The following is a 20,995-nucleotide window of genomic DNA, read 5'->3' as shown; positions in this document are numbered from 1 at the left end:
GGCGCTGGGTGCGCGAGGATGGCGGCATGAACCCCTCGCCGGAATGGCCACGAGATGCGGATGCCGTCGTCGACTGGATCCGCGCGGTCGCGCTGACCCCGGGCGGCGAAGTCGTCGCCGCCGGGCTCGAGCGCATCCGTGTCACGGCCGCGCTCCTCGGCAACGATCTGGAATCGCTCGTCATCGATGCGACCGACACGGCGGTGGATCTGCGCTTCGCCGATCATGCACCGGTTCCGGCACCCACCACGGAGCCCGTCGTCGTGCACAGCAGCAGCGGCGTCGCCCGCTCGATCCGGGTGACCGCGCAGCCGATGCGCATCTCCGATATCCCGCTCCTCATCGATGTCCGGCTCTCCGACGCGCCGATCACCTGGCTGGTGTACGCGAGTCCCACTCTCCCCGGGATCGAGCGGAGCCGTCACGACCTGCAGGTCGCCGAGGACGGCACCGGCATGCGCGGCAGCGTGGACCTGTCGATCCGCACCGCCGACATCACGCCGTTGATCCGATCGGTGCTCGAGCCCGGACTGGCGTCCGCCGGCATGCGTCTCAGGCGTCTGGACCTGGACGTCCGGCAGGACGGTGCCGACGGCATCCGGCTGCGGGCTCGCGGGGCGGCCCGCTGGAAGCTCCTGTCCGCATCGGCTCACGCGACGGCTCGGGTCGGCATCTCGAGCGATGGCGTCCTCACTCTGCGCGATCTGCGGGTCGGCAGCGGCAACCCGGTCATGGCCTTCGGCCTGTTCTTCGCCCGCAGGCACCTCCGCGATGCGACCGGGAAGACGTTCGATCTCAACGCGGAGGAGGCCGGCCTGCGCGGTGTCCGCATCCACGGCGTTCAGGTCACCGCCGGTGCGGACGTCCGGCTGCGCGCCCGGCTGGGGCGGGCCTCGTCCTGATCACGCCTCCCGGCTCTCCATCTCGGCCAGGTGAGCCATCGCGCGGGCGTGCGCCGCGGCATCCGCCTCCGCAGCGACCGGGGCGGAGCGGTGCATCGCGTAGGCCCAAGCCGCCAGCCCGAGCAGCGGACCCCAGAGCCAGAACGGGAACATCGCCATCACGTAGAGCGTGTCGACGGTGCCAGACGGAGATCCGAGTCCTTCGGCCGCGAACTCGACGCCGCCGGCGGTGAACAGCACGCTGACGAAGCTCGCCGGGAGGATCGCCAGCGCTGGCGGGACGACGCGCCCGCCGAGACCGGCCATCCAGCGGGGGAACCGCTCACCCCAGGGACGGATGAGGCCCAGCGTCAGCACTCCCCCGAAGAGGATCGCGGATCCGAGCATCAGCCCGGTCAACTGCGTGCCGGGCGACTCGTCGAACATCTCGGCGCTGCCGCCGAACATCGGCCACGGAGTGAGCCACGTCACACGGGCGAACGTGTAGGGGACGGCGCACAGCGCGGCCACGACGGTGATCGCCGCGCGGTGCCGCAGCACCCCGCGTGCGAAGGCTCCCCTGGCATCGACGTTGGCTCCGATGACCCAGGCCAGCAGCGCCGCCGCCGTCAGCGCGTGCGCCAACGACATGAGCATCGACGGAAGGATGCCCACCATGGCGGCCAGGATGCTCGGCACGAGCGATGTCCCTTCGAGGTTCGCCGCGGCGTGCACGGCGGCCGCGATCACCAGAAGCGCCACAGGCACGCCGACCCACGGGCGCCGGACGGCGAGCAGCGCGACCGTCACGACGATGCCGACGGGCACGAGCAGCGCGAACGTGTACCCGGCGGCGGGGATCACGCCACCCGGTGTGCCGAAGGCGACGATCGCCGCGGCGAGCAGACCGACGACGCGCAGGGCGCCCGATGTCGTCGCGCGCGGAGTCGTGGCGGCGAGCACGGCGACCGCGACGGCACCGAGCGCCCCGCACAGGACCATGACGCTCTCGACGGTCGTTCCGCCGAGACGAACGAGGGAGGTGGGAGCGAGATCGTCCGTCCAGGAGACGGAATCGGGGGCGAGCAGCCGGAGCAGCGTCACGGCGGCGATCGCAGCTCCGCCGAGGACGGCGGCGGCCAGGAGCAGAGAGCGGATTCGATTCGACATGCCCTCACGCTAAGAACGCGCGCGGTTCACCCGCATCGCCCGCGGAGGCGACCGCGGTCACCCGTGCGGGTGACTTCTCCGGCTCAGTCCCCCGGCCGGAGCACTCCGTTCTCGTACGCCCAGATCACGACGTGGACCCGGTCGGGCAGACCGAGCTTCGCGAGCACGGCCTTGACATGGGTCTTGACGGTGTTCGCCGACAGGAACAGCGCCCGCGCGATGTCGTCGTTGGACGCTCCGCCGGCGAGCAGATGCACGACCTCCTGTTCGCGCGGACTGAGCACGGACAGCGCTTCCTGGGCATCCGGAGCCGGAGACCCGTCCCGCACGAAGCCGATCATGGCCTGCAACGCCCGCTCGCCCAGCACCGGTTCGCCCTGCGCGACGGCCACCACCGCGTCCGCCACCTGCTGCGGTGCGGCGTCCTTCGTGAGGAACCCGCTGGCTCCTGCGCGCACCGCCGCGAACACGTACTCGTCGAGATCGAACGTCGTCAGCACCAGCACGCGCGTCTGCGGTCGCAGACGCAGCACCTCGGCCGTGGCCGCAATGCCATCGGTCCCCGGCATCCGCACGTCCATCAGGACGACGTCGACGGCCTGGGCGCGTACGAACGCGATCGCCTCGTCGCCCGAACGCACCGAGCCGACGATCTCCAGCCGCTCGTCGCGGCCGAGCATCATCGCGAGCGCCTCGCGCAGCAGGTCCTGGTCGTCGGCCAGGAGCACTCGGATCGTCATGACCTGTCCTTCCCCGTCGGTGCTGCGTCGTCAGCGCGGGGCAGCTCGGCCCTGACCTTCCAGCCCTCCGCTTCGGCATCGGCCGACAGTGCGCCGCCGGCCAGACGCACCCGTTCGGCGAGGCCGATCAGCCCGACACCGGTGCCCAGATCGTTCGGCCGGCGTCCGGCGCCGCCGTCGTCGCGGATGGTCGCGACCAGCGTCGTCGCGCGCCAGTCCAGCACGACCGTCACCCGCACCGGCGGCTCGGTGTGCCGTAGGGCGTTCGTCAGAGCCTCGCGCACCACGTGGTGCAGCGCGAGCACGACCACCGGTTCGAGCTCTCCGACCGCCCCGCTCTCCTCGAGGTCGACGAGCGCCCGCGGGCTACGTGCGCTCTCGACCAGCGCGCGCACCGCGTCGAGATCCGGAGCGGGATCGCGACCGGGATCGTCGGCGACGATCACGCGCATGCCGCGCAGAGCCTCCCGCCCCGTGTCGACGACGACACCGAGCGCCCGCTCGCTCGTCTCGGGGGCCTCCCGCAGGAATGCCCTGGCGACCTCGGCCTGGGCGATCATCACCGTCGTCGCGTGGGCGACGAGATCATGGAGATCCCGGTTGATCCGCTCCCGCTCCTCCGACACCGCTCGCTGCGTGCGCGTTCGGAGCTCGTCCTCCGCGCGCGCTCTGCGCAGCCGTTGCAGCAGGCCCAGCGCCCACGCCGCCGAGACCGCCGCCGCCAGCCCGATGAATCCGCCCAGCTGCCACAGCGGATTCTCCAGCCCTGGGGTCGTCAGCACGATGACGATGGCGCCGACGACGCCCACCGCGAGCGCCGCGACGCTGTGCCGACGATCGCACTGCAGCGACACCTGACCGAGCACGAGCAGGTAGGCGATCCCCGACGGGTACATCACGGCCGTATTCACGCCGCCGACGGGGATGAGCGCCAGAGCGAGCATCAGCGCGCTGGCGACGATGAAGGCCGCGAGCGGATGGCGTATCGCGACGAAGGACAGCACGTGCAGCAGGGCGAACAGGGCGATGGCCGTGCCCAGCAGCAGCCCGGTGAGCCCAGGCGGCTGCGCGAGCGCGGCGACGGTCGCCGGCAGCAGGACCGCGGCGAGCACCGCGGTCGTGATCACGTCGAGTCGCTGCCACGCACGCGGCGCGTCTCGTCTGGCCCGCTGGTCCGTCATGACCCGCTCATCCCCCGGCGTACCGCCGGCACCACTCGTACATGACCACGGCGCCTGCGGCCGACGCGTTGATCGATCGGGTCGAGCCGTACTGGGTGATCTCGATATGCGCGGATGCCGCAGCGAGCGCCTCGTCGGTGAGCCCCGGCCCCTCCTGACCGAACAGGAAGACGCACCGTTCCGGCAGGTCGGCGCGATCCACCGGGACCGCCTCGCCGACGTTGTCCACCGCGATGATCGGCAGTCCGGCATCCGTGGCCCAGGCCGCGAACGAGGCGACGTCCTCGTGATGCACGACATGCTGGTAGCGGTCGGTGACCATGGCGCCGCGCTTGTTCCAGCGCCTGCGCCCGATGATGTGCACGGTGTCGGCGAGGAACGCGTTGGCGCTGCGGACGATGGAGCCGATGTTCATGTCGTGCTGCCAGTTCTCGATCGCCACGTGGAACGAGTGCCGCTTCGTGTCGAGGTCGGCGACGATCGCCTCCATGCGCCAGTAGCGATACCGGTCGATGACGTTGCGCGTGTCTCCGTGCTCGAGCAGCTCCGGGTCGTATTGGTCCGAGTCGGGCCACTCGCCCTTCCAGGGGCCGACGCCATGGGTGCTGCGCTCGGGGGTCTCGCTCACCCCGCCAGCGTAGTCTGGAGGCGTGGCATCCCCCGCGGCAGACGATTACCTGAAGACGGTGTACGCGCACACCGAGTGGCAGGACGCCCCGATCACCCCGTCGCAGCTGGCGGCGAAGCTGGGCATCGCGCCCTCGAGCGTGACCGAGATGGTCAAGAAGCTCGCAGCAGCCGGCCTCGTCTCGCACGTGCCCTACGGCGCCGTGCGTCTGACGGATGCGGGACTCGCCCGCGCCCTGTCGATGGTGCGCCGCCACCGGCTGATCGAGACCTGGCTCGTGCAGGAGTTCGGCTACGCGTGGGACGAAGTGCACGACGAGGCCGAGGTGCTCGAGCACACCATCAGCGATCGCCTGCTGGAGGGCATCGACGAGCGGCTCGGCCGGCCGCGATTCGACCCGCACGGCGATGCGATCCCGGATGCCGAGGGCGTCGTCGAGCGGGTGCCCTTCGTCCTGCTGGCGGATGCACCGGTCGGACATGTCGGTCGGGTGCTCCGCGTCGACGATCGCGATCCCGAGCTGCTGCGATCGCTGGAAGCCGCCGGCCTCGATGTCGGGGCGGAGGTCCGCGTCGGCGATGCGAGCCTGACGGTCGGCACCGCGGAACTCCAACTCGACGACGCAGCGCACGCCATCTGGCTCAGTCGATAGTCAACACGCAGCGACTGCGCGACACACGCGTCGGCGTGCCCGACAATCGTTTCCACCGATGTGCAAGACTGTGAAAATCCTTGTCACAATCGATGGAGTGAGGACTCGATGAAGAGACGCCCCCTGGCTGCGGCCGCAGCCGCCCTGCTGATGATCGCCGCACCGACGGCCGCCGCCGCGACGGCCGATGCGACGGAGGATCCGCTCTACAAGTACGTCAAGAACGCCGATGGCACGTTCGGCTACGGCACGACCCCGGTCGAGACCTACCCTGGTTCGGGAACGCAGGTCTCGATCCCCAGCGACCTCGTCGAACAGCCCCGTCGATTCTCCAGCGCGTGGGTGGCGACGATCGGGAACCTGAACTTCGGGAAGCCGACCGGCGAGGCCGACTTCGCCGCGAAGTACGACGCGGTGCTCGACGACTTCGAGATGTGGAACATGAACTCCGTGATCTTCCAGGTGCGCCCGCTGCTCGACGCGTACTACCCCTCGGAGATCAATCCGTGGTCGGAGTTCCTCGGCGGTCCGCAGGGCACCGACCCCGGATACGACCCGCTCGCGCACATGGTGGAGGCGACGCACGAACGCGGCATGGAGTACCACGCCTGGCTCAACCCGTACCGCGTGACCAACACCAAGATGACGGCATCCACGATCCTCTCGGCGCTGGGAATGACCGCCGAACAGGTGCAGGCGCTGAGCACGCCGGAGTACATCGCGGCGCTCAACACTGCGGGCATCCTCGCCGACGAGAACTTCGCCGTGCAGCATCCGGAACTGGTGCTGTCGTTCGACGAGAAGCTGTTCCTCGACCCCGGCCGTCCGGAGGTGCGGGACTACGTCGCGGCATCCGTGGCTGAGATCATCGAGGACTACGACGTCGACGCGATCCACTTCGACGACTACTTCTACCCGTACCGGATCACCGTCAACGGCGTGAACGTCTTCTTCGGCGAGGCCGGTGAGGACCGCGCCACGTTCGAGCAGTACGGCCTCTCCGCGGGATACGAGGACTCGAAGGCCGGCATCGAGCAGTGGCGTCGCGACAACGTGACCGGCCTGATCACCGAGGTCGGCGACGCGATCACGGCGCACAACGAGGCGGCGGGCACCGCGGTCCAGTTCGGAGTGAGCCCGTTCGGGATCTGGGAGCACATCGAGCTCGACCCGGCCGGATCGCACACGCCGATCACGTCCTCGCAGAGCTACAGCTCCTCGATCTTCGCCGATACCCGGGGATGGGTCCAGGACGAGCTGGTCGACTATCTGACGCCGCAGATCTACTGGAGCTTCGATCAGGGAGCCGCACCCTACGGCGAGCTCGCCGAGTGGTGGAGCGGCACGACCGCCGACAGCCGTACGCAGATCTACACCGGTCACGCCCTCTACAAGCACGTGAACAACGGCGGGTTCGAGGCGGCGTGGATGAACCCGCAGGAGGTGCCGAACCAGATCCGCTTCAACCAGAAGCTCGACGGCATCGACGGCAGCGTCCTGTTCAGCTACAACGACATGCGCCCGACGGACCTGTCGACGGTCGCACCGGCGCTCCAGCCGCGCCACCAGGCCAAGAACGAGGCGATCGAGCTGCTCAAGGACGAGGCGTTCTCGTACCCGACGCTGACACCCGCCAAGCCCTGGCTGTCGGACGGCGACGTCGCGGCGCCGGGCAGCGTCACCACGGACGGCTCCACGCTTTCGTGGGCCCAGTGCGGCGATGCGCGCTTCTTCGCGGTGTACGCGGGAACGGGCTCCGCGGAAGAGGTCGTGGCGGCGCCGGGTACGCTCGTCGACCGCATCTGGGCGGGAGGCGAGAGCAGGTTCGAGTACACGATCCCGGCGGACTCCGACCCGGATGCGACCTGGGTCGTCACCGCGCTCGACGCGGCATCCGTGCAGAGCGACGCCGTGGAAGCGGCCGAGCCGTCGACCCACCCCGGTGGCGGGAACGGGAAGGCCAAGGGACACGACAAGGGCAACGGCGCAGGACACGGGCACGGCAACGGCAACGTGTGCAAGGCACCGCGCGGCTGACATCGCCCGCAGTACCGCCGCTCGTCCCCGGGTCACCGGGGGCGGGCGGCGGTCCGTTCCCCGGACGTTCGCGCCGGCTCGCACGTCTAGGCTGGCCTCATGGCAGAACGCTCCGAGATCGAATGCTGGCTCACCGACATGGACGGCGTGCTCGTCCACGAGAACGACGCCATCCCGGGCGCCGCTGAGCTGCTCGCGGGCTGGGAGGCCTCCGGCACCCCGTACCTCGTGCTGACCAACAACTCGATCTTCACGGCCCGCGACCTCTCCGCGCGCCTGCGCGCGAGCGGTCTGACAGTGCCCGAGGACCGCATCTGGACCTCGGCACTGGCCACGGCATCCTTCCTCCAGCAGCAGGTACCCGGCGGCTCGGCCTTCGTCATCGGCGAGGCCGGCATCCTCACGGCCCTGCACGAGGCCGGATTCGTCATGACCGAGACCTCCCCGGATTTCGTCGTCGTCGGCGAGACCCGCAACTACTCGTTCGAGGCCATCACGAAGGCCATCCGTCTCATCAACGGCGGGGCGCGGTTCATCGTCACGAACCCCGACGCGACCGGGCCGAGCGCCGACGGCCCGCTGCCGGCGACCGGGGCGATCGCGGCCCTCATCACGAAGGCGACGGGCAAGGAGCCCTACGTCGTCGGCAAGCCCAACCCGATGATGTTCCGTTCGGCGCTGAACAAGATCGGCGCCCACTCCAAGCGCACCGGCATGATCGGCGATCGGATGGACACCGACGTCGTCGCTGGCATCGAGGCGGGCCTGCACACCGTCCTCGTGCTCACCGGCATCAGCGACACGGCCGAGATCGAGAAGTACCCGTTCCGCCCGGACGAGGTCGTGAACTCGGTCGCGGACCTGCTCCCCGAGGGCTGACATGGGCGCCCTCGACGACGGGGAACGCATCCGCGCTGCGGATGCCGCGGCCTGGCGCTCCTGGCTCGAGGAGCATCACGGCCGCCCGGTCGGCGTGTGGCTGCTGAGCGTCCGGGGAACGCGCACCGACGGCGTCGGCTACGAGGACGCCGTCCGGCAGGCGCTGTGCTTCGGCTGGATCGACGGCCCGGTGCGCACCTTCGACGACGACACGGTCGGCCAGTGGTTCTCGCCACGGCGGCCGTCGAGCGGCTGGGCCGCGACCAACAAGGCCCGCATCGCCGAGCTCGACGCCGCGGGGATGCTGGCACCCGCCGGCATCCGGGCGATCGAGGTCGCGAAGGCGAACGGCGCGTGGACCGTGCTGGACGGACCGGAGGCCGGGATCGAGCCGGATGAGCTCGCGGCCGCGCTGGATGCCGTCCCCGCCGCGCGCGAGCACTGGGACGCGTTCCCGAAGTCGGTGAAGAAGCTCGGGCTGACGCACATCGCGATGGCGAAGCGGCCGGAGACCCGCTCGGCCCGCATCGCGAAGATCGTGGCGGATGCCGCGGAAGGGAGACGGCCGTGAACCAGAGCGACATGCTCTTCCTCGTGCTGATCCTCATCGGGATCTCGTCGCTCGCGCTCCTGGCGGTGCAGCTGCTGCGCCGACCCAAGCGCGACGATCGCGGAGAGTGGTACGAGGGCCCCTGGGACGACGACGACAAGCCCCGACGCTGAGGCGACCGCGCGTCCACAGGGCGGATGACTGAGCGGCTCAGGCCAGGGTCAGGCCGCGAAGCGTCGCGACCGGCTCCGGCATGCGCAGCGGCCCGCTGCCCGGCGTGATGGTCCCGAGGATGCGCGGCTCCCGCGCTCCCGTCCCGCCGGGGACGACGGCGGGGACGCCGTGCATCGTGCACCAGCCGATGAGCGAGAACAGGATCGCCTCCTTGGCGTCGGCGGACGCGCCCAGCTCATCCGCGAGGACGACCTCGACCTCCGGGAGCGCCTCGCGCAGCCCCTCAAGGATGAGCGGGTTCCGGCATCCGCCTCCCGAGACGGCGAGGAAGCCGATGCCGGCTCGCCGAACGTCCTGAGCGACCGTGCACACCGTCAGCTCCGTGAGCGTGCGCACCACGTCCTCGACCGGGATGTCGCGCCCCTGACCGTCGACGGCCTCACGCACGTAGGCGAGGTGGAAGTGCTCCTTGCCTGTGCTCTTGGGCGCGGCGAGCCCGTAGTACGGATCGGCCAGAAGCGCATCGAGCAGCGCCCGGTCGACCCGGCCGGACCTGGCGATGGCGGCGTTCTCGTCGTAGCCGAGATCGTTCAGTCTCTCGGCCGTCACGACGGCGTCCACCAGCGCGTTCGCGGGGCCGATGTCATAGGCCGACACCGCGCCGTCTCCGACGACCGTGATGTTGGCGATCCCGCCGAGGTTCAGCGCCGCCGAGACACCCGACCGCCCCCTCAGCAGCAGTTCGTCGAGGAACGAGACCAGCGGTGCACCGTGTCCTCCCGCTGTGATGTCGCGGATGCGCACGTCCGAGACGACCGGGGCCCCGACGCGCTCGGCGATCCACGCCGGCTGGCCGATCTGCAGCGTCCCGCGCGCGTGGTCGCCGTCGACCCAGTGGAACACGGTCTGTCCGTGGCTGCAGATCGCGTCCACTCCTCCGACGGCCGCGGCGGCGGACGCGGCGACCTCGGCGAAGGCCTGACCGATCAAGGTGTCCAGTTCGCAGACCTCAGCGAGCGTGGTCGGCGCGGGCGGGAGGGCCGCGACCAGCCGCGCGCGCAGCTCCGGCGCGTAGGGAATGCTGTCCTCGTGCAGCACGCGGCCCTGAAGGCGTCCCCCGGATTCCGCGAAGTCGACCACGGCGACGTCGATCCCATCGTGCGAGGTTCCCGAGAGCAGTCCGAGTACGCGCATCCGCCGTCCTTCCGTCGTCTCCTACGAGCGTACGACGGATTTGTCAGGACCCCTGACAGAACGGGCGTGCGGCCGAAGGCCGGACGGACGCGTTCAGAGCCTTCAGCCCCGTGCGCGCAGCGCCGACCGCACATCGTCGCGGTCGGTCGCCTCGAGCGCTTCCTGCCGCGCCTTCTCGATCACATCGTCGATCCGCACCCGCTGCCCGGTCTCGGCCGACTGCACGGCGGCCTGCACCATGGCGAGGCTGCGCAGGTTCTCGGAGGCCGCACCGTCGGGACGCCGGCCCGTGCGCAGCGCGGCGACGAAGGCCGCGAGCGACCCCGCGATCTCCTGGGCTCCCGTCTCCAGCGGAACCGGCACGGCTCCCCCAGCCTCGGGCCGGTGGACGACCGGCGGCCCGTCGCCGTCCCATTCCGCCGACCCGTGGGCGGCGCTCACGCGCCACGACCCGTTCCAGGACGTCTCGAGCCCCGGTGCGCACCAGCTGCCGTTGTACACGTAGCGGATGCCGCCGTCGAACTCGAACACCGCCGCCGCGTTCGCCGCGCCCTCGTACCAGCTCCACTCCGGATTGAACTCCTCGCAGTACACCGACACCGGCTCCGCGTCGATGAGGAAGCGGGCGGCGTCGAACGCGTGGATCGCCATGTCCACCAGCAGCACGTGCGGCATCCGCTCGCGGAAGCCGCCGAAGTGCGGAGCCTTGAAGAAGTCCGTGCGCACGGTGCCGATCGCCCCGAGCCCCTTCACCTCCCTGCGCAGCGCATGAAGAGCGGGGAAATAGCGTCGCGACTGGCTGATCATGAGGAGTTCTCCGGATGCCTCGGCGATCGCGGCCTGCACCATGGCCGTGGCGACCGTGGGTGCGGCCGGTTTCTCGCACAGCACGGGCAACCCGGCATCCAGCGCCTCGGTGTTCACCACCAGATGCGCCTCCGGCACCGTGACGTTCACGACGGCGTCCGCCGCCGTGGCCCTCGCGACCTCCGCCGTGTTGCGTCCGATCTCGACGCCGGAGAGGCGCGCATCGTCGAGCGCCGCGCGGGCGGCGTCCAGATCGAGGTCCACGAGGCCGACCAGCTCGACATCCGGGTCGGCGGCGATCGTGCGCAGCCATGCTCTGCCCATGCCTCCGGCGCCGACCTGCACGAGGCGCAGCGGCCGATCGCCGCCGACGGCACGGAAGCTCATCGCTGCATCGCCCCCTGATATCCCTGGCCGTTGTAGAAGTCCTCGCGCTCGTAGCGCAGGAGCACGGGGATCGTGCGCTCCGGTCGCAGCGTCCTGGCCCACTCCACGCCGTTGGAGATGACCTTGCGCACCTCGGCCTGGTGGTAGACGGGATAGTCCTGGTCCCCCGGGCTGAAGTAGAAGATCCTGCCGAATCCGCGGCGGTACGTCATGCCGCTGCGGAACACCTCGCCCCCCGTGAAGGTCGACAGGAACACGAGCTCATCAGGTGCGGGCACGTCGAAGAACTCGCCGTACATCTCCTGCGCCGGGATGATGAACGGGTGCGGGATGCCCTGCGCGATCGGATGCGTCGGATCCACCGTCCACACGATCTCGCGGTCGTCCTTGGACCGCCAGCGCAGCGTGCAGGTGGTGCCCATGAGCTTGCCGAAGATCTTCGACCAGTGTCCGGAATGCAGGACGAGCAGTCCCATGCCCTCGAGCACGTGCCGGTGCACGCGCTCGACGATCTCGTCTGCGACCTCGGAGTGCGCGGCATGCCCCCACCAGACCAGCACGTCGGTGCCCGCGAGCAGCTCCTCGGTGAGACCGTGCTCGGGGTCGTCGAGCGTCACTGTGGTGACGACGGCCCGCGCGCCGAGGTTCTCCTCGATGCCCTCCTTGATCGTGGCGTGCATGCCGTCGGGGTAGATGTCGCGCACCTTCTGCTCGACCTGCTCGTGGCGGTTCTCGCCCCACACGACGACGCGGATGGGGGTGGCTGTCTCAGTCATGGATGCTCCTTGCTGTGGTTTCTTCTGTCATTTGACGGCGCCTCCGGTCGCTCCGGCCGCGATGTAACGCTGCGCGAGCACGAGCAGCAGGATCGCCGGGATCGACGACAGCACCGCGGTGGCCATGACGGCGCTCCAGTTGGCCACCTGCGTGCCGAGGTATTGGTAGATGCCGAGCGTCACGGGAGTGATGTCCTCGGTGGTGGTCAGGGTGAGAGCGAACAGGAAGTCGCTCCAGGAGAACAGGAACGCGAACAGACCGGCCGTGATGAGGGAGTTCCTGGCGACCGGCAGCACGATCGACCAGAAGGCCCGGAAGTGGCCTGCGCCGTCCACGCGGGCCGCCTCGATGATCGATGCGGGCACACTCATCATGAAGGCGCGCAGGATCATGATCGAGAACGGGATCGCCGAGGTGGCGTCGGCGAGGATGAGCCCGGGGATGGTGTTGAGGATGCCGAGGTCGTTGTACGCGGCGTACAGGGCGTTCGCGATCACGATGCCGGGGATCATCTGCGCGATCAGCACGGCGAGCAGCGCGACGTTGATCCAGCGGTACCGGAACTGCGCGAGAGCGTATGCGGCGGGCGCCGCGATCGCGAGGCTCAGGATGACCGTGCCGATCGAGATGATCAGGCTCGTGATCAGATTGGCGCCCTGATCCGCGATCGCCTTCTCGTACCCGGCGAAGCTGGGATTCAGCGGGAAGAGCGTCGCGGTGAGCGTGTTCCCCGACGGCTGCAGGGACGCGTTGATCATCCAGTAGACGGGGAAGAGCATGATCGCGAGGAAGACGATCCCCAGCACCGTGTAGACGAGGTTCTTCCCGGAGCGGCGCTGCGCACGACGCGCGGCAGCGGCGTCGCCGGTGACGATGGCCATGGTGGTCATGTGCGATTCCCTTCTACTCGTCCACGGCCTTGCGGTTGCCGCGGAGATACACCACGGCGAAGACCAGGGAGATCAGGATCAGGATGTTGCTGAAGGCGGCCCCGACCCCGAACTCGAAGTCGATGAACGAGGTCTGGTACGACCGGATGGCGACGGTCTGGGTCGCGTTGGCCGGACCGCCGCCGGTGAGGCCGAGGATGATGTCGATGACCTTCAGGGTGTAGACGACCCCGAGCACGAGCACGACGTTGATGACCGGACGCAGGTTGGGCAGCGTGATGTGCCAGAACGCCTTCCAGCCGGTCGCCCCGTCCAGGGACGCCGCCTCGTACAGCTCTTCGGGGATGTCCTGCAGGCCGCCGTACAGGATGGTCACGTTGAACGGTATGCCGATCCAGATGTTCACCAGGATGACGCTCAGCAGCGCGACATCCGGGCTGGTCAGCCAGGGAACGGCGCCGATGCCCAGTTGGGCGAGGAACGCGTTCAGGATCCCGCTGTCCTGATCCAGGATCGAACGCCATGTGGCGCTGGCGACGATCAGGGGGAGCAGCCAGGGCAGCAGCAGCATCGCCCGAAGGAACCCGCTGAGCGGGAAGCGACGGTGGAAGAAGACTGCGAGCGCGAGCCCGATCACGAACTGCCCGGCGATCGAGCCGATCGTGAACAGCGCCGTGTTCGTCATCGCGGGCCAGAACAGGTTGCTGCTGACGACCGTGATGTAGTTCTGCAGGCCCACCCACGGGGCCTCGCCGGTGAAGAAGGTCCTGGTCGTGTACTCCTGGAAGCTCATCGTGAGGTTCTTCACGACCGGGTAGCCGAAGAACAGCACGATGTAGAGGGCGGCGGGCACCACGAACAGCGCCTTGACGAGGCTCTCGCGGCGGATGCGGCGCCGACGCGGCGTCGACGGCGGTGCGGCGGTGGCGGCTCGGGGTTCCGCGGTGGCTGTGGTCGTCATCTCGATCTCCCTTCCGGATGCCCGCGGCGACGCAGGAGCGCCGCCGCGGGGCGTCGGATTCGGGCTCAGCCCTCGGCGGCCTGCTCGAACGCCTCGTCGGGCGTCGCCTTGCCGGTCAGCGCGAGCTGGATGGCGTTGTAGATGACGGTCGCCTGCGTCGGCCATTCCTCGCCGAGCTGGCCCGTGCGCGAGCGCGCATTGACGACCTGTTCGGCGAACGCCGCCATCGTCGGCACCTTCTCCGTGAACTCCGGGATCACGTCGGCGCGGGTCGGGACCGTGAAGCGCGTCTCCGCCGCCTGGAGGGCGATCTCGTCGCTGCCCATGCACTGCACGAACTCCGCCGCGTTCGCCTGCTTCTCGGCATCCCCCGTCTGGGGAACCGTCCACACCTCGCCTCCCAGCGGCGCGACGGGCGTCTGGCCTTCCTCGTTCACGGGCACCTGCACGGTCGCCCAGTTCACGTCGGTCTCGTTGAGGGCGGGAATGTTCCACGGGCCGTTGATCATCATCGCCGCCTTGCCTGCGGCGAACTGGTCCTTGACGTCGCCCTGGCTCCAGTTGATGACGCTCTGAGACGCGGAGCCGTCGTTCACGAGGTCGACCCACAGCTGCAGGGCTTCGGCGTTCTCAGGAGTCTGCAGGTCGGTCTCCTCCCCGCCGTTCGTCCACATGAACGGCAGGAACTGCCAGGTCCCCTCGTAGGTCGCGATGGCGGAGAAGGCCATCCCGTACTGGTCTCCGACGGTCAGGGCGGCCGCGGCCTCCTTCAGCTCCGCCCACGTCGTCGGCGGCTCGATGCCCGCAGCCTCGAGGATGTCGACGTTGTAGAACAGACCCAGCGTGTTCACGGCCGGCGCGAGGCCGTACACCTCGCCCTCGTAGGTCGCCGCCTCGATGATGCCGTCGATGTACCCGGACGTGTCCACGTCGAAGTCGCTCAGCGGTGCGAGGGCCCCGCTGGCCGCGATCTCCTGGACGTCGGGGTTGTCGAGCATGAGCACGTCGGGCAGCGTCTTGGAGGACGCACGCTGCAGAACCTTCTGGATGAGGTCCTTGCCCGGCACCGACTCTCGTTCGATGGTGAGACCGAGGTCGGCGGCGCACTGGTCGAGGAGCTCCTGGACCAGTCCCTTGTCGGGTTCGTTGTTGTAGTAGTCGAGGATCGTGATGGTCTTCGGGTCCCCACCTGACGATCCTCCCGCGCCGCTGCCGCTGCAGCCGGCGAGGGCGAGCGGGACGACGGTGAGAGCGGCGGCGGCCGTGAGCAGCTTGCGTCGAGTGCGCATCATTGACTCCTTCGTATGAGATGCGGGTACAGCGGATGGAACCGTGCGGGGCTTCGGTGCGCCCTCGGACGGCCATCGTTAAAGCGTTTAAACTCTCGGTGGGAACGAGTATGGATCGATAAGTTGTTGTTGTCAACAAGTTCGGCCGAAGGGGAGCCCGATGGTCACCATGAACGACGTCGCGAAGCGCGCGGGCGTCTCGATCGCGACGGTGTCCTTCGTGCTGAGCGGCGCGAAGCCCATCTCGGCGGCCACCCGCGAGCGCGTCGAGACCGCCATGCGAGAGCTCGGCTACCGGCGAAATCCGGTGGGCGCCGCGCTCGCACGCGGGCGGACGAACATCATCGCGCTGCTGTATCCGGCGCTGCAGCGGCCGGCGACGGGCTCCGTGATGGGCTTCTTCACCAGCGCGGCCGCCCGCGCCCAGGAGCTGGGGCGCAACCTCGTGCTGTGGCCGATCAGCAATGACGCGGGCGAGGCCGCCGCACTGGCGAACACGGGTCTCGTCGACGGTGTGCTGCTCATGGAGGTCCAACTGGAGGACGCCCGCGTCGAGGCGCTGCGGCCGGGGACCACGCCGTTCGCCCTCATCGGCCGCACCAGGGACACCGCAGGACTCACGTTCGTCGACGTCGATTTCGAGGCCTCCATGTCGGAGGCGGTCGCAGCGCTCGACGGGCTCGGACACCGGCGGATCGCCTTCGTCACCGGCAACTGGGGAGACCTGCACCTCGAGGACCACGGTGCGGCCGAGCGCTCACGCGCCTGCTTCCGCACCGAGATGGCCCGGCGCGGTGTCAGAAAGCCCCTGATCGTGCCGTGCGCGGAGAACTCGCTGGACGGACGACGACTCGGGCGGACGCTGATCACCGAGCACCCGGAGCTGACGGCGCTCGTCGTCATGAACGAGCATGCCGCTCCGGGCATCGTGATGGGCCTGCGGGATGCCGGCCGCCGCGTCCCCGACGACGTGTCGATCATCTCGATCGGCTCGTCGGCCAACATGGCCGGGATGGCGGACCCGCCGCTGAGCTTCATGCGCACCCCGGGCGAAGAGCTCGGGAGACTGGGAGTCGACGCGATCATCGAGCGCATCGAGAACGCGGGCGCTGAGCCGCCGGCCGTCCTGCTCGCCTGCGAGATGCAGCCGGGGGCGACGCTGGTGCGGGTTCGTCCGGGCGACTGACGCCGCCCGGACAGGATCTCCGCCGCCCGCGTCAGATCTCCGACAGCGGCACGGGAGCCGGCCGCTCGCACGTGCTCTCGATGGCCACCGACCGGCCTTCCTCCGCCGAGCGCAGCACCGACACCATGACCTCCAGCGAGTGGAATCCCACCGCGCCCGACGCGCGCGCTCCGTCCGCCCCCGTCACGGCGCGGTCGTGGATTCCGACGCCGCGACCGGCGTCCACGTAGCCGGCCGAGACCGGGAGCGTCGCCCACCCCTCATCACCCAGCGCCTTCAGCTGCACGTCTCCGGCGAAGTTGTTCGGGTCGGGGACGACGAGCGACCCCTGCTCGCCGTGCACCTCGATGCTCGAGGCCTTCGTGGCGACGGCGTCGAACGACATCACCAGCGTCGACAGGGCGCCGGAGGCATGCGTGAGCACCCCGGTGACGTGCGTCGCGACCTCGACGGGGATGCTCTCACCGGATCGCGCCCCCGAACCGATCACGCGCGTGTCCCGCGTACGGCTCGCCGCGCCGAGCACGCTGACGACCGGCCCGAGCAGCTGGATCAGCGCCGACACGTAGTACGGTCCCATGTCCAGCAGCGGCCCTCCGCCGGGCAGGTAGTAGAAGTCCGGATGGGGATGCCAGCGCTCATGACCCGGCGTCATCATGGTGGCGGTCGCGGAGATCGGCCGGCCCACGAGTCCGTCGTCGATCGCCTTGCGCGCGGTCTGGACGCCGGTGCCGAGAACCGTGTCCGGCGCGCTCCCGACCCAGACCCCCGCGGCGGTGGCCGCGTCGAGCAGGGCGACGGCCGACGGGATGTCCGCGGTCAGCGGCTTCTCGGTGTAGACGTCCTTGCCGGCGGCGATCGCGCGCTGGGCGACCTCCGCGTGCGCGGCGGGGATCGTCAGGTTCACGACGAGCTGGACGTCGGGATCCGCGAGCAGTTCGTCGATACCGAGCGCACGCACGCCGGGCACGCGTGCCGCGACCTCGGCGGCGCGCTCGGGAACGAGGTCAGCGACCGCGACGAGCTCGACGCTGCTCAGCCGGGAGAAGGTGTCGAGGTACTGAGCGGCGATGTTGCCGCATCCGATGATCCCGACCTTCAGCGACTTCATCGGCTCGCCCACAGCATCCCCCGCTCGATGATCGTCCGGACGTTCGGGTCCTGCAGGATGTCGACCGAGTGCCCGGGGGTCGCGACGAAGATGCGCCCCTCGCCCCACAGCCGCGTCCACACGGCCGGCGAGACGATCGGACGGTGCCACGGATGGTACGGCTGCACGGGGTGCGTCGTCGTGGCCAGAACGTCGATGAGGTCGTCGTGCAGCACCCAGTACTGCTCGGTCTCCAGTTCGAAGTCCTCGATGCCGGCCATGATCTCGTGGGATCGGCCGAGGTCGGTCACCTCCACGGTGTAGCGCAGGTAGTTGTCGCGCTCGCCCCCGGGGCGCTCGTCGGGATGCCGTCCCGGATGCGTCGCGAACTGGCCGCCGATGAGCTGCAGGTAGTCCGAGCTGCTGCGGTACGAGTCGGCGATGCCGCCGTGCCATCCCGCCATCCCGGTGCCGGCCTCGATCGCGGATCGCAGGCCGACCAGCTGGTCGTGCTCGATCGTGCTCATGGTGTTGCTCTGCACGATGAGGTCCACGCCCGCCATCACCCCGGCATCCGCGTACACGGCCGGGCCGTCCTCGATCCTGACGTCGTATCCGCTGTCCTTCAGGAACGGGACGAACAGGTCCGTCGCCTCGACGGGATGATGCCCGTCCCATCCTCCGCGCACGATGAGGGCTGAACGCGTGCTGCTCACAGTTCTCCTTCTGCCGATCGACGCCGATCTGGACATCGCGTCGTCCACGATATATGTTGCCAGAAACAACTTTTAAGGGGAACCCGTCGAAGGAGACAATGAGTCATGCGCGTCGCGATGATCGGTCACGGATTCATGGGAGCAGCCCATTCTCAGGGATGGCGGACGGCTCCGCGATTCTTCGATCTGCCTCTCCGGCCCGAGATGCATCTGCTCGTGGGCAGGGATGCCGCGAAGACCGAAGCCGCCGCGGCGCAATGGGGCTGGTCGCAGACGTCGACCGACTGGCAGGACGCCGTGCAGCGCGAGGACGTGGACGTCGTCGACATCGTCACCCCGGGTGACACGCACGCCGAGATCGCCCTGGCGGCGCTGCGCGCCGGCAAGCACGTGATCTGCGAGAAGCCGCTCGCCAACAGCGTCGCCGAGGCCGAGGAGATGACCGCCGCCGCCGAGGACGCGGCCGCAAGCGGCATCCGGTCGATGGTCGGCTTCACGTACCGCCGCGTCCCGGCCGCCGTGTTCGCTCGCCGGCTGGTCGCCGACGGGCGCCTGGGCGAGATCCGCCAGATCAGGGCCGAGTACCTGCAGGACTGGCTGACGGACGCCGAGGCTCCGCTGACCTGGCGCCTGCAGAAGGAGCGTGCCGGATCGGGCTCGCTCGGCGACATCGGCGCGCACGCGATCGACATGGTCGAGTACGTCACAGGCATCCGGCTCTCGAGCGTGTCGGGCGTGCTCGAGACGATCGTCCCCGAGCGCCCGCTGCTCGGCGAGGGAGTCGGGCTCAGCGGGACGGCTTCGGCCGAACGCGGCCCGGTCACGGTGGACGACGTCGCCCTGTTCCACGGCCGCTTCGAGAACGGCGCGCTCGGATCGTTCGAGGCGACGCGCTTCCGCACCGGCCGCAAGAACGCTTTCCGGTTCGAGATCTCCGGTTCCCTCGGCGCACTGTCCTTCGACATGGAGCGCATGAACGAGCTCGAGTTCTACGACGCCACGTCACCGGACCTCGAACAGGGATTCCGGCGCATCCTCGTCACCGAGCACGAGCACCCGTACACCGGGTCCTGGTGGCCGACCGGCCACATGCTCGGCTATGAGCACGGCTTCAGTCACCAGGTGGTCGACTTCGTCCAGGCCGTCTCCGACGGGACCCAGCCCCGGCCGTCGTTCGCCGACGCGCTGCACGTGCAGCGCGTTCTGGATGCCGTGGAGCGCAGTTCCGCGGCCGGAAGCGCCTGGACCCCGGTCGGCGGCTGAGACGCTCTGCACAGCGCCGTTCCTACGCTCCCGCGCGCTGACTAACGCAGCACGAATGCGGCGGCGCCGATGAGCGGCCCCTCGTCGCCGAGCCCCGAGCGCACGACGCGCGTACGGCGGGAGTACTCGTGCGCGGCGCTGCCGGTGAGGGCGGCCTGGACGAGGTCGATGTAGTCGTCGGAGACGCGGGAGAACCCGCCGCCGATCGCGACGATGTCGAGGTCGACGAGCGTCGCGGCATCCGCGAGCGCCTGGCCGACCGCCGTCGCCGACCGCTCGATCGCGGCCCGTGCGGTGGCGTCTCCGGCTGCGGCGTCGCGGGCGAGGTCCTCTCCCGTCGCTCCAGTCCAGCCCTGGGTCTGCGCCCACGCCGCACTGGCCGGCCCGGAGGCGATCTCCTCCAGCGTGAGCCCGCCCTCGCGGCGGACCTGCCCGAGGTGTCCGGCGTTGCCCGTGGCACCGGGGATGTACGCGCCGTTCACGACGAACCCTCCGCCGACCCCTGTCGACACGACGATCGAGAGCGACGCCCGCGCGTCGCGGGTCGCTCCGAGCCAGGATTCGGCGAGCGCCAGCGCCCCGCCGTCGTGACCGAACACCGTGGAAACGTCGCGTCCCAGGAGGCGGGATGCCGTGTTCTTCACGGCCGCGGCGAGACCGTAGCCGCGCACCTGCGGCATGTTCACGGGGAGGATCTGCCCGGCGTTGCGGTCGATCGGGCCGGCGCTGCCGATGCCGGCTCCGACGAGCTCCGCGCCGTCGGGGAGGCGGGAGATCGCGTGGGCGATCACCGTTGCGATCGCGTCGTCGAGCGACGCGGGCGTCGCATCGCGGCCCGTCGCGCGGCGGCTGCGGCTTCCCCGCACGAGGGCGCCGTCGTCGGCGACGAGCGCGGCCTCCATCTTCGTGCCGCCGACGTCGACGGCCAGCGCGTACCGGGTCACTGCGGGTCGAGTCCGAGGTCGTCGAGATCGAACGCGGCGCGCCACTCGAGGCCCGCCTCCTCGATCGCGGCCTGCGCACCGGTCTTGCGGTCGACGATCACGGCGACGGCGACGACCTCCGCGCCCTCCCGGCGCAGCGCCTCCACAGCCTTGAGCGCGGACTGTCCGGTGGTGGAGGTGTCCTCCAGGACGACGACGCGCTTGCCCGAGACATCCGCGCCCTCGATCTGACGACCGCGGCCGTGGTCCTTGGGCTCCTTGCGCACGACGAAGGCGTCCAGGGGGCGGTCCGTCGCGACGGACGCGTGCATGACGGAGTTCGCGATCGGGTCGGCGCCGAGCGTCAGTCCGCCCACGGCCGTCACGTCGAGGTCCGCGATGAGGTCCAGCATGATGCGTCCGATGGCGGGAGCGGCACGGTGGTCGAGGGTCAGCTTGCGCATGTCGACGTAGTACGTCGCCTTCTTGCCGCTGGAGAGGGTGAAGTCGCCGTGGAACACCGCCTCATCCGTGATGAGGGCGAGCAGGGACTGGCGGTCTGCATCGAGGGTCACGGCATCCAGTGTAGGGCGCGGCCCCTGGCCGTGACCGCCCGGGTC

General features: G+C 69.8%; 22 protein-coding genes. 8 read left to right on the top strand and 14 right to left on the bottom strand.

The genetic code is table 11. The features are described from left to right. Positions 1–26 precede the first annotated feature (26 nt). Positions 27–902 carry a hypothetical protein gene (locus KYX17_RS21230; RefSeq protein WP_243229358.1) on the top strand — a complete coding sequence of 292 codons (876 nt, stop codon included), beginning with the start codon at positions 27–29 and terminating at the stop codon, positions 900–902. On the opposite strand, the gene KYX17_RS21225 is transcribed toward KYX17_RS21230, so the two are convergent. From KYX17_RS21225 to KYX17_RS21210, 4 genes are all read right to left on the bottom strand, one after another. Next, the gene (locus KYX17_RS21225; RefSeq protein WP_243229356.1) at positions 903–2,051 is read right to left on the bottom strand and encodes a hypothetical protein; all 1,149 of its coding nucleotides are present in this window, start codon (positions 2,049–2,051) and stop codon (positions 903–905) included. It abuts the gene before it with no gap. 83 nt (positions 2,052–2,134) lie between these two features. Beyond that, complete coding sequence (locus KYX17_RS21220) at positions 2,135–2,791, bottom strand: response regulator transcription factor (protein ID WP_243229354.1); 657 nt, start codon at positions 2,789–2,791, stop codon at positions 2,135–2,137. Further along, positions 2,788–3,972, bottom strand: a complete 1,185-nt coding sequence (locus tag KYX17_RS21215; RefSeq protein WP_243229352.1) for a sensor histidine kinase — start codon at positions 3,970–3,972, stop codon at positions 2,788–2,790. The genes KYX17_RS21220 and KYX17_RS21215 overlap by 4 nt, the downstream gene beginning before the upstream one ends. A 7-nt stretch (positions 3,973–3,979) precedes the next feature. After that, the gene (locus KYX17_RS21210; protein ID WP_243229351.1) at positions 3,980–4,600 is read right to left on the bottom strand and encodes a TrmH family RNA methyltransferase; all 621 of its coding nucleotides are present in this window, start codon (positions 4,598–4,600) and stop codon (positions 3,980–3,982) included. 22 nt (positions 4,601–4,622) lie between these two features. Between KYX17_RS21210 and KYX17_RS21205 the strand changes: the two genes are divergently transcribed. The 5 genes from KYX17_RS21205 (at position 4,623) to KYX17_RS21185 (ending at position 8,891) form a co-directional block, all read left to right on the top strand. Then, positions 4,623–5,252: a metal-dependent transcriptional regulator gene (locus KYX17_RS21205; protein WP_243229349.1), complete on the top strand. Its 630-nt coding sequence runs from the start codon at positions 4,623–4,625 to the stop codon at positions 5,250–5,252. A gap of 108 nt (positions 5,253–5,360) precedes the next feature. Beyond that, positions 5,361–7,289, top strand: coding sequence for a glycoside hydrolase family 10 protein (locus KYX17_RS21200; RefSeq protein WP_243229346.1), 1,929 nt, complete (start codon positions 5,361–5,363; stop codon positions 7,287–7,289). Between the two features lie 99 nt (positions 7,290–7,388). Beyond that, positions 7,389–8,168, top strand: coding sequence for an HAD-IIA family hydrolase (locus KYX17_RS21195; protein WP_243229344.1), 780 nt, complete (start codon positions 7,389–7,391; stop codon positions 8,166–8,168). Position 8,169: 1 nt separating this feature from the next. Continuing rightward, positions 8,170–8,739: a YdeI family protein gene (locus KYX17_RS21190; protein WP_243229342.1), complete on the top strand. Its 570-nt coding sequence runs from the start codon at positions 8,170–8,172 to the stop codon at positions 8,737–8,739. Continuing rightward, a complete protein-coding gene (locus tag KYX17_RS21185; protein ID WP_243229341.1) occupies positions 8,736–8,891 on the top strand; it encodes a hypothetical protein in 156 nt (51 codons plus the stop codon). The genes KYX17_RS21190 and KYX17_RS21185 overlap by 4 nt, the downstream gene beginning before the upstream one ends. Before the next feature lie 37 nt (positions 8,892–8,928). Here KYX17_RS21185 and KYX17_RS21180 read toward each other — a convergent pair whose 3' ends face one another. The 6 genes from KYX17_RS21180 to KYX17_RS21155 all read right to left on the bottom strand — a co-directional run bounded on the left by KYX17_RS21180 (position 8,929) and on the right by KYX17_RS21155 (position 15,197). After that, a complete protein-coding gene (locus tag KYX17_RS21180) occupies positions 8,929–10,086 on the bottom strand; it encodes an anhydro-N-acetylmuramic acid kinase (protein WP_243229340.1) in 1,158 nt (385 codons plus the stop codon). A 102-nt stretch (positions 10,087–10,188) separates the two neighbouring features. After that, positions 10,189–11,280: a Gfo/Idh/MocA family protein gene (locus KYX17_RS21175; RefSeq protein WP_243229339.1), complete on the bottom strand. Its 1,092-nt coding sequence runs from the start codon at positions 11,278–11,280 to the stop codon at positions 10,189–10,191. Beyond that, positions 11,277–12,056 carry a ThuA domain-containing protein gene (locus KYX17_RS21170; RefSeq protein ID WP_243229337.1) on the bottom strand — a complete coding sequence of 260 codons (780 nt, stop codon included), beginning with the start codon at positions 12,054–12,056 and terminating at the stop codon, positions 11,277–11,279. The genes KYX17_RS21175 and KYX17_RS21170 overlap by 4 nt, the downstream gene beginning before the upstream one ends. Positions 12,057–12,083: 27 nt before the next feature. Beyond that, positions 12,084–12,947 (bottom strand): carbohydrate ABC transporter permease, encoded by an 864-nt coding sequence (locus KYX17_RS21165; protein WP_374208980.1) that lies wholly within the window; start codon positions 12,945–12,947, stop codon positions 12,084–12,086. A gap of 13 nt (positions 12,948–12,960) precedes the next feature. Further along, the gene (locus KYX17_RS21160) at positions 12,961–13,908 is read right to left on the bottom strand and encodes a carbohydrate ABC transporter permease (protein ID WP_243229336.1); all 948 of its coding nucleotides are present in this window, start codon (positions 13,906–13,908) and stop codon (positions 12,961–12,963) included. Positions 13,909–13,973: 65 nt separating this feature from the next. After that, complete coding sequence (locus tag KYX17_RS21155; RefSeq protein WP_243229334.1) at positions 13,974–15,197, bottom strand: extracellular solute-binding protein; 1,224 nt, start codon at positions 15,195–15,197, stop codon at positions 13,974–13,976. A gap of 160 nt (positions 15,198–15,357) precedes the next feature. Between KYX17_RS21155 and KYX17_RS21150 the strand changes: the two genes are divergently transcribed. Then, positions 15,358–16,383, top strand: coding sequence for a LacI family DNA-binding transcriptional regulator (locus KYX17_RS21150; RefSeq protein WP_243229333.1), 1,026 nt, complete (start codon positions 15,358–15,360; stop codon positions 16,381–16,383). Between the two features lie 31 nt (positions 16,384–16,414). Here KYX17_RS21150 and KYX17_RS21145 read toward each other — a convergent pair whose 3' ends face one another. Further along, positions 16,415–17,494, bottom strand: coding sequence for a Gfo/Idh/MocA family protein (locus tag KYX17_RS21145; RefSeq protein WP_243229331.1), 1,080 nt, complete (start codon positions 17,492–17,494; stop codon positions 16,415–16,417). After that, the gene (locus KYX17_RS21140) at positions 17,491–18,189 is read right to left on the bottom strand and encodes a ThuA domain-containing protein (protein ID WP_374208979.1); all 699 of its coding nucleotides are present in this window, start codon (positions 18,187–18,189) and stop codon (positions 17,491–17,493) included. The genes KYX17_RS21145 and KYX17_RS21140 overlap by 4 nt, the downstream gene beginning before the upstream one ends. Before the next feature lie 117 nt (positions 18,190–18,306). Between KYX17_RS21140 and KYX17_RS21135 the strand changes: the two genes are divergently transcribed. Next, positions 18,307–19,452, top strand: a complete 1,146-nt coding sequence (locus KYX17_RS21135; protein ID WP_243229879.1) for a Gfo/Idh/MocA family protein — start codon at positions 18,307–18,309, stop codon at positions 19,450–19,452. Positions 19,453–19,493: 41 nt separating this feature from the next. Here KYX17_RS21135 and KYX17_RS21130 read toward each other — a convergent pair whose 3' ends face one another. Further along, positions 19,494–20,396, bottom strand: a complete 903-nt coding sequence (locus KYX17_RS21130; protein WP_243229327.1) for an ROK family protein — start codon at positions 20,394–20,396, stop codon at positions 19,494–19,496. Further along, on the bottom strand, positions 20,393–20,950 hold the full coding sequence (pyrE, locus tag KYX17_RS21125; RefSeq protein WP_243229325.1) for an orotate phosphoribosyltransferase: 558 nt from the start codon (positions 20,948–20,950) through the stop codon (positions 20,393–20,395). The genes KYX17_RS21130 and pyrE overlap by 4 nt, the downstream gene beginning before the upstream one ends. Between the last annotated feature and the right edge of the window lie 45 nt (positions 20,951–20,995).

This window comes from Microbacterium sp. CIAB417 (assembly GCF_022788845.1).
This window is presented reverse-complemented; position numbering and strand designations above follow the sequence as displayed.

Coding starts and splice junctions, on each gene's coding strand:
- KYX17_RS21230 (WP_243229358.1), top strand. CDS start 27: ATGAACCCCTCGCCGGAATGGCCACGAGATGCGGATGCCGTCGTCGAC.
- KYX17_RS21225 (WP_243229356.1), bottom strand. CDS start 2,051: ATGTCGAATCGAATCCGCTCTCTGCTCCTGGCCGCCGCCGTCCTCGGC.
- KYX17_RS21220 (WP_243229354.1), bottom strand. CDS start 2,791: ATGACGATCCGAGTGCTCCTGGCCGACGACCAGGACCTGCTGCGCGAG.
- KYX17_RS21215 (WP_243229352.1), bottom strand. CDS start 3,972: ATGACGGACCAGCGGGCCAGACGAGACGCGCCGCGTGCGTGGCAGCGA.
- KYX17_RS21200 (WP_243229346.1), top strand. CDS start 5,361: ATGAAGAGACGCCCCCTGGCTGCGGCCGCAGCCGCCCTGCTGATGATC.
- KYX17_RS21195 (WP_243229344.1), top strand. CDS start 7,389: ATGGCAGAACGCTCCGAGATCGAATGCTGGCTCACCGACATGGACGGC.
- KYX17_RS21190 (WP_243229342.1), top strand. CDS start 8,170: ATGGGCGCCCTCGACGACGGGGAACGCATCCGCGCTGCGGATGCCGCG.
- KYX17_RS21180 (WP_243229340.1), bottom strand. CDS start 10,086: ATGCGCGTACTCGGACTGCTCTCGGGAACCTCGCACGATGGGATCGAC.
- KYX17_RS21175 (WP_243229339.1), bottom strand. CDS start 11,280: ATGAGCTTCCGTGCCGTCGGCGGCGATCGGCCGCTGCGCCTCGTGCAG.
- KYX17_RS21170 (WP_243229337.1), bottom strand. CDS start 12,056: ATGACTGAGACAGCCACCCCCATCCGCGTCGTCGTGTGGGGCGAGAAC.
- KYX17_RS21165 (WP_374208980.1), bottom strand. CDS start 12,947: ATGACCACCATGGCCATCGTCACCGGCGACGCCGCTGCCGCGCGTCGT.
- KYX17_RS21160 (WP_243229336.1), bottom strand. CDS start 13,908: ATGACGACCACAGCCACCGCGGAACCCCGAGCCGCCACCGCCGCACCG.
- KYX17_RS21155 (WP_243229334.1), bottom strand. CDS start 15,197: ATGCGCACTCGACGCAAGCTGCTCACGGCCGCCGCCGCTCTCACCGTC.
- KYX17_RS21150 (WP_243229333.1), top strand. CDS start 15,358: ATGGTCACCATGAACGACGTCGCGAAGCGCGCGGGCGTCTCGATCGCG.
- KYX17_RS21145 (WP_243229331.1), bottom strand. CDS start 17,494: ATGAAGTCGCTGAAGGTCGGGATCATCGGATGCGGCAACATCGCCGCT.
- KYX17_RS21135 (WP_243229879.1), top strand. CDS start 18,307: ATGATCGGTCACGGATTCATGGGAGCAGCCCATTCTCAGGGATGGCGG.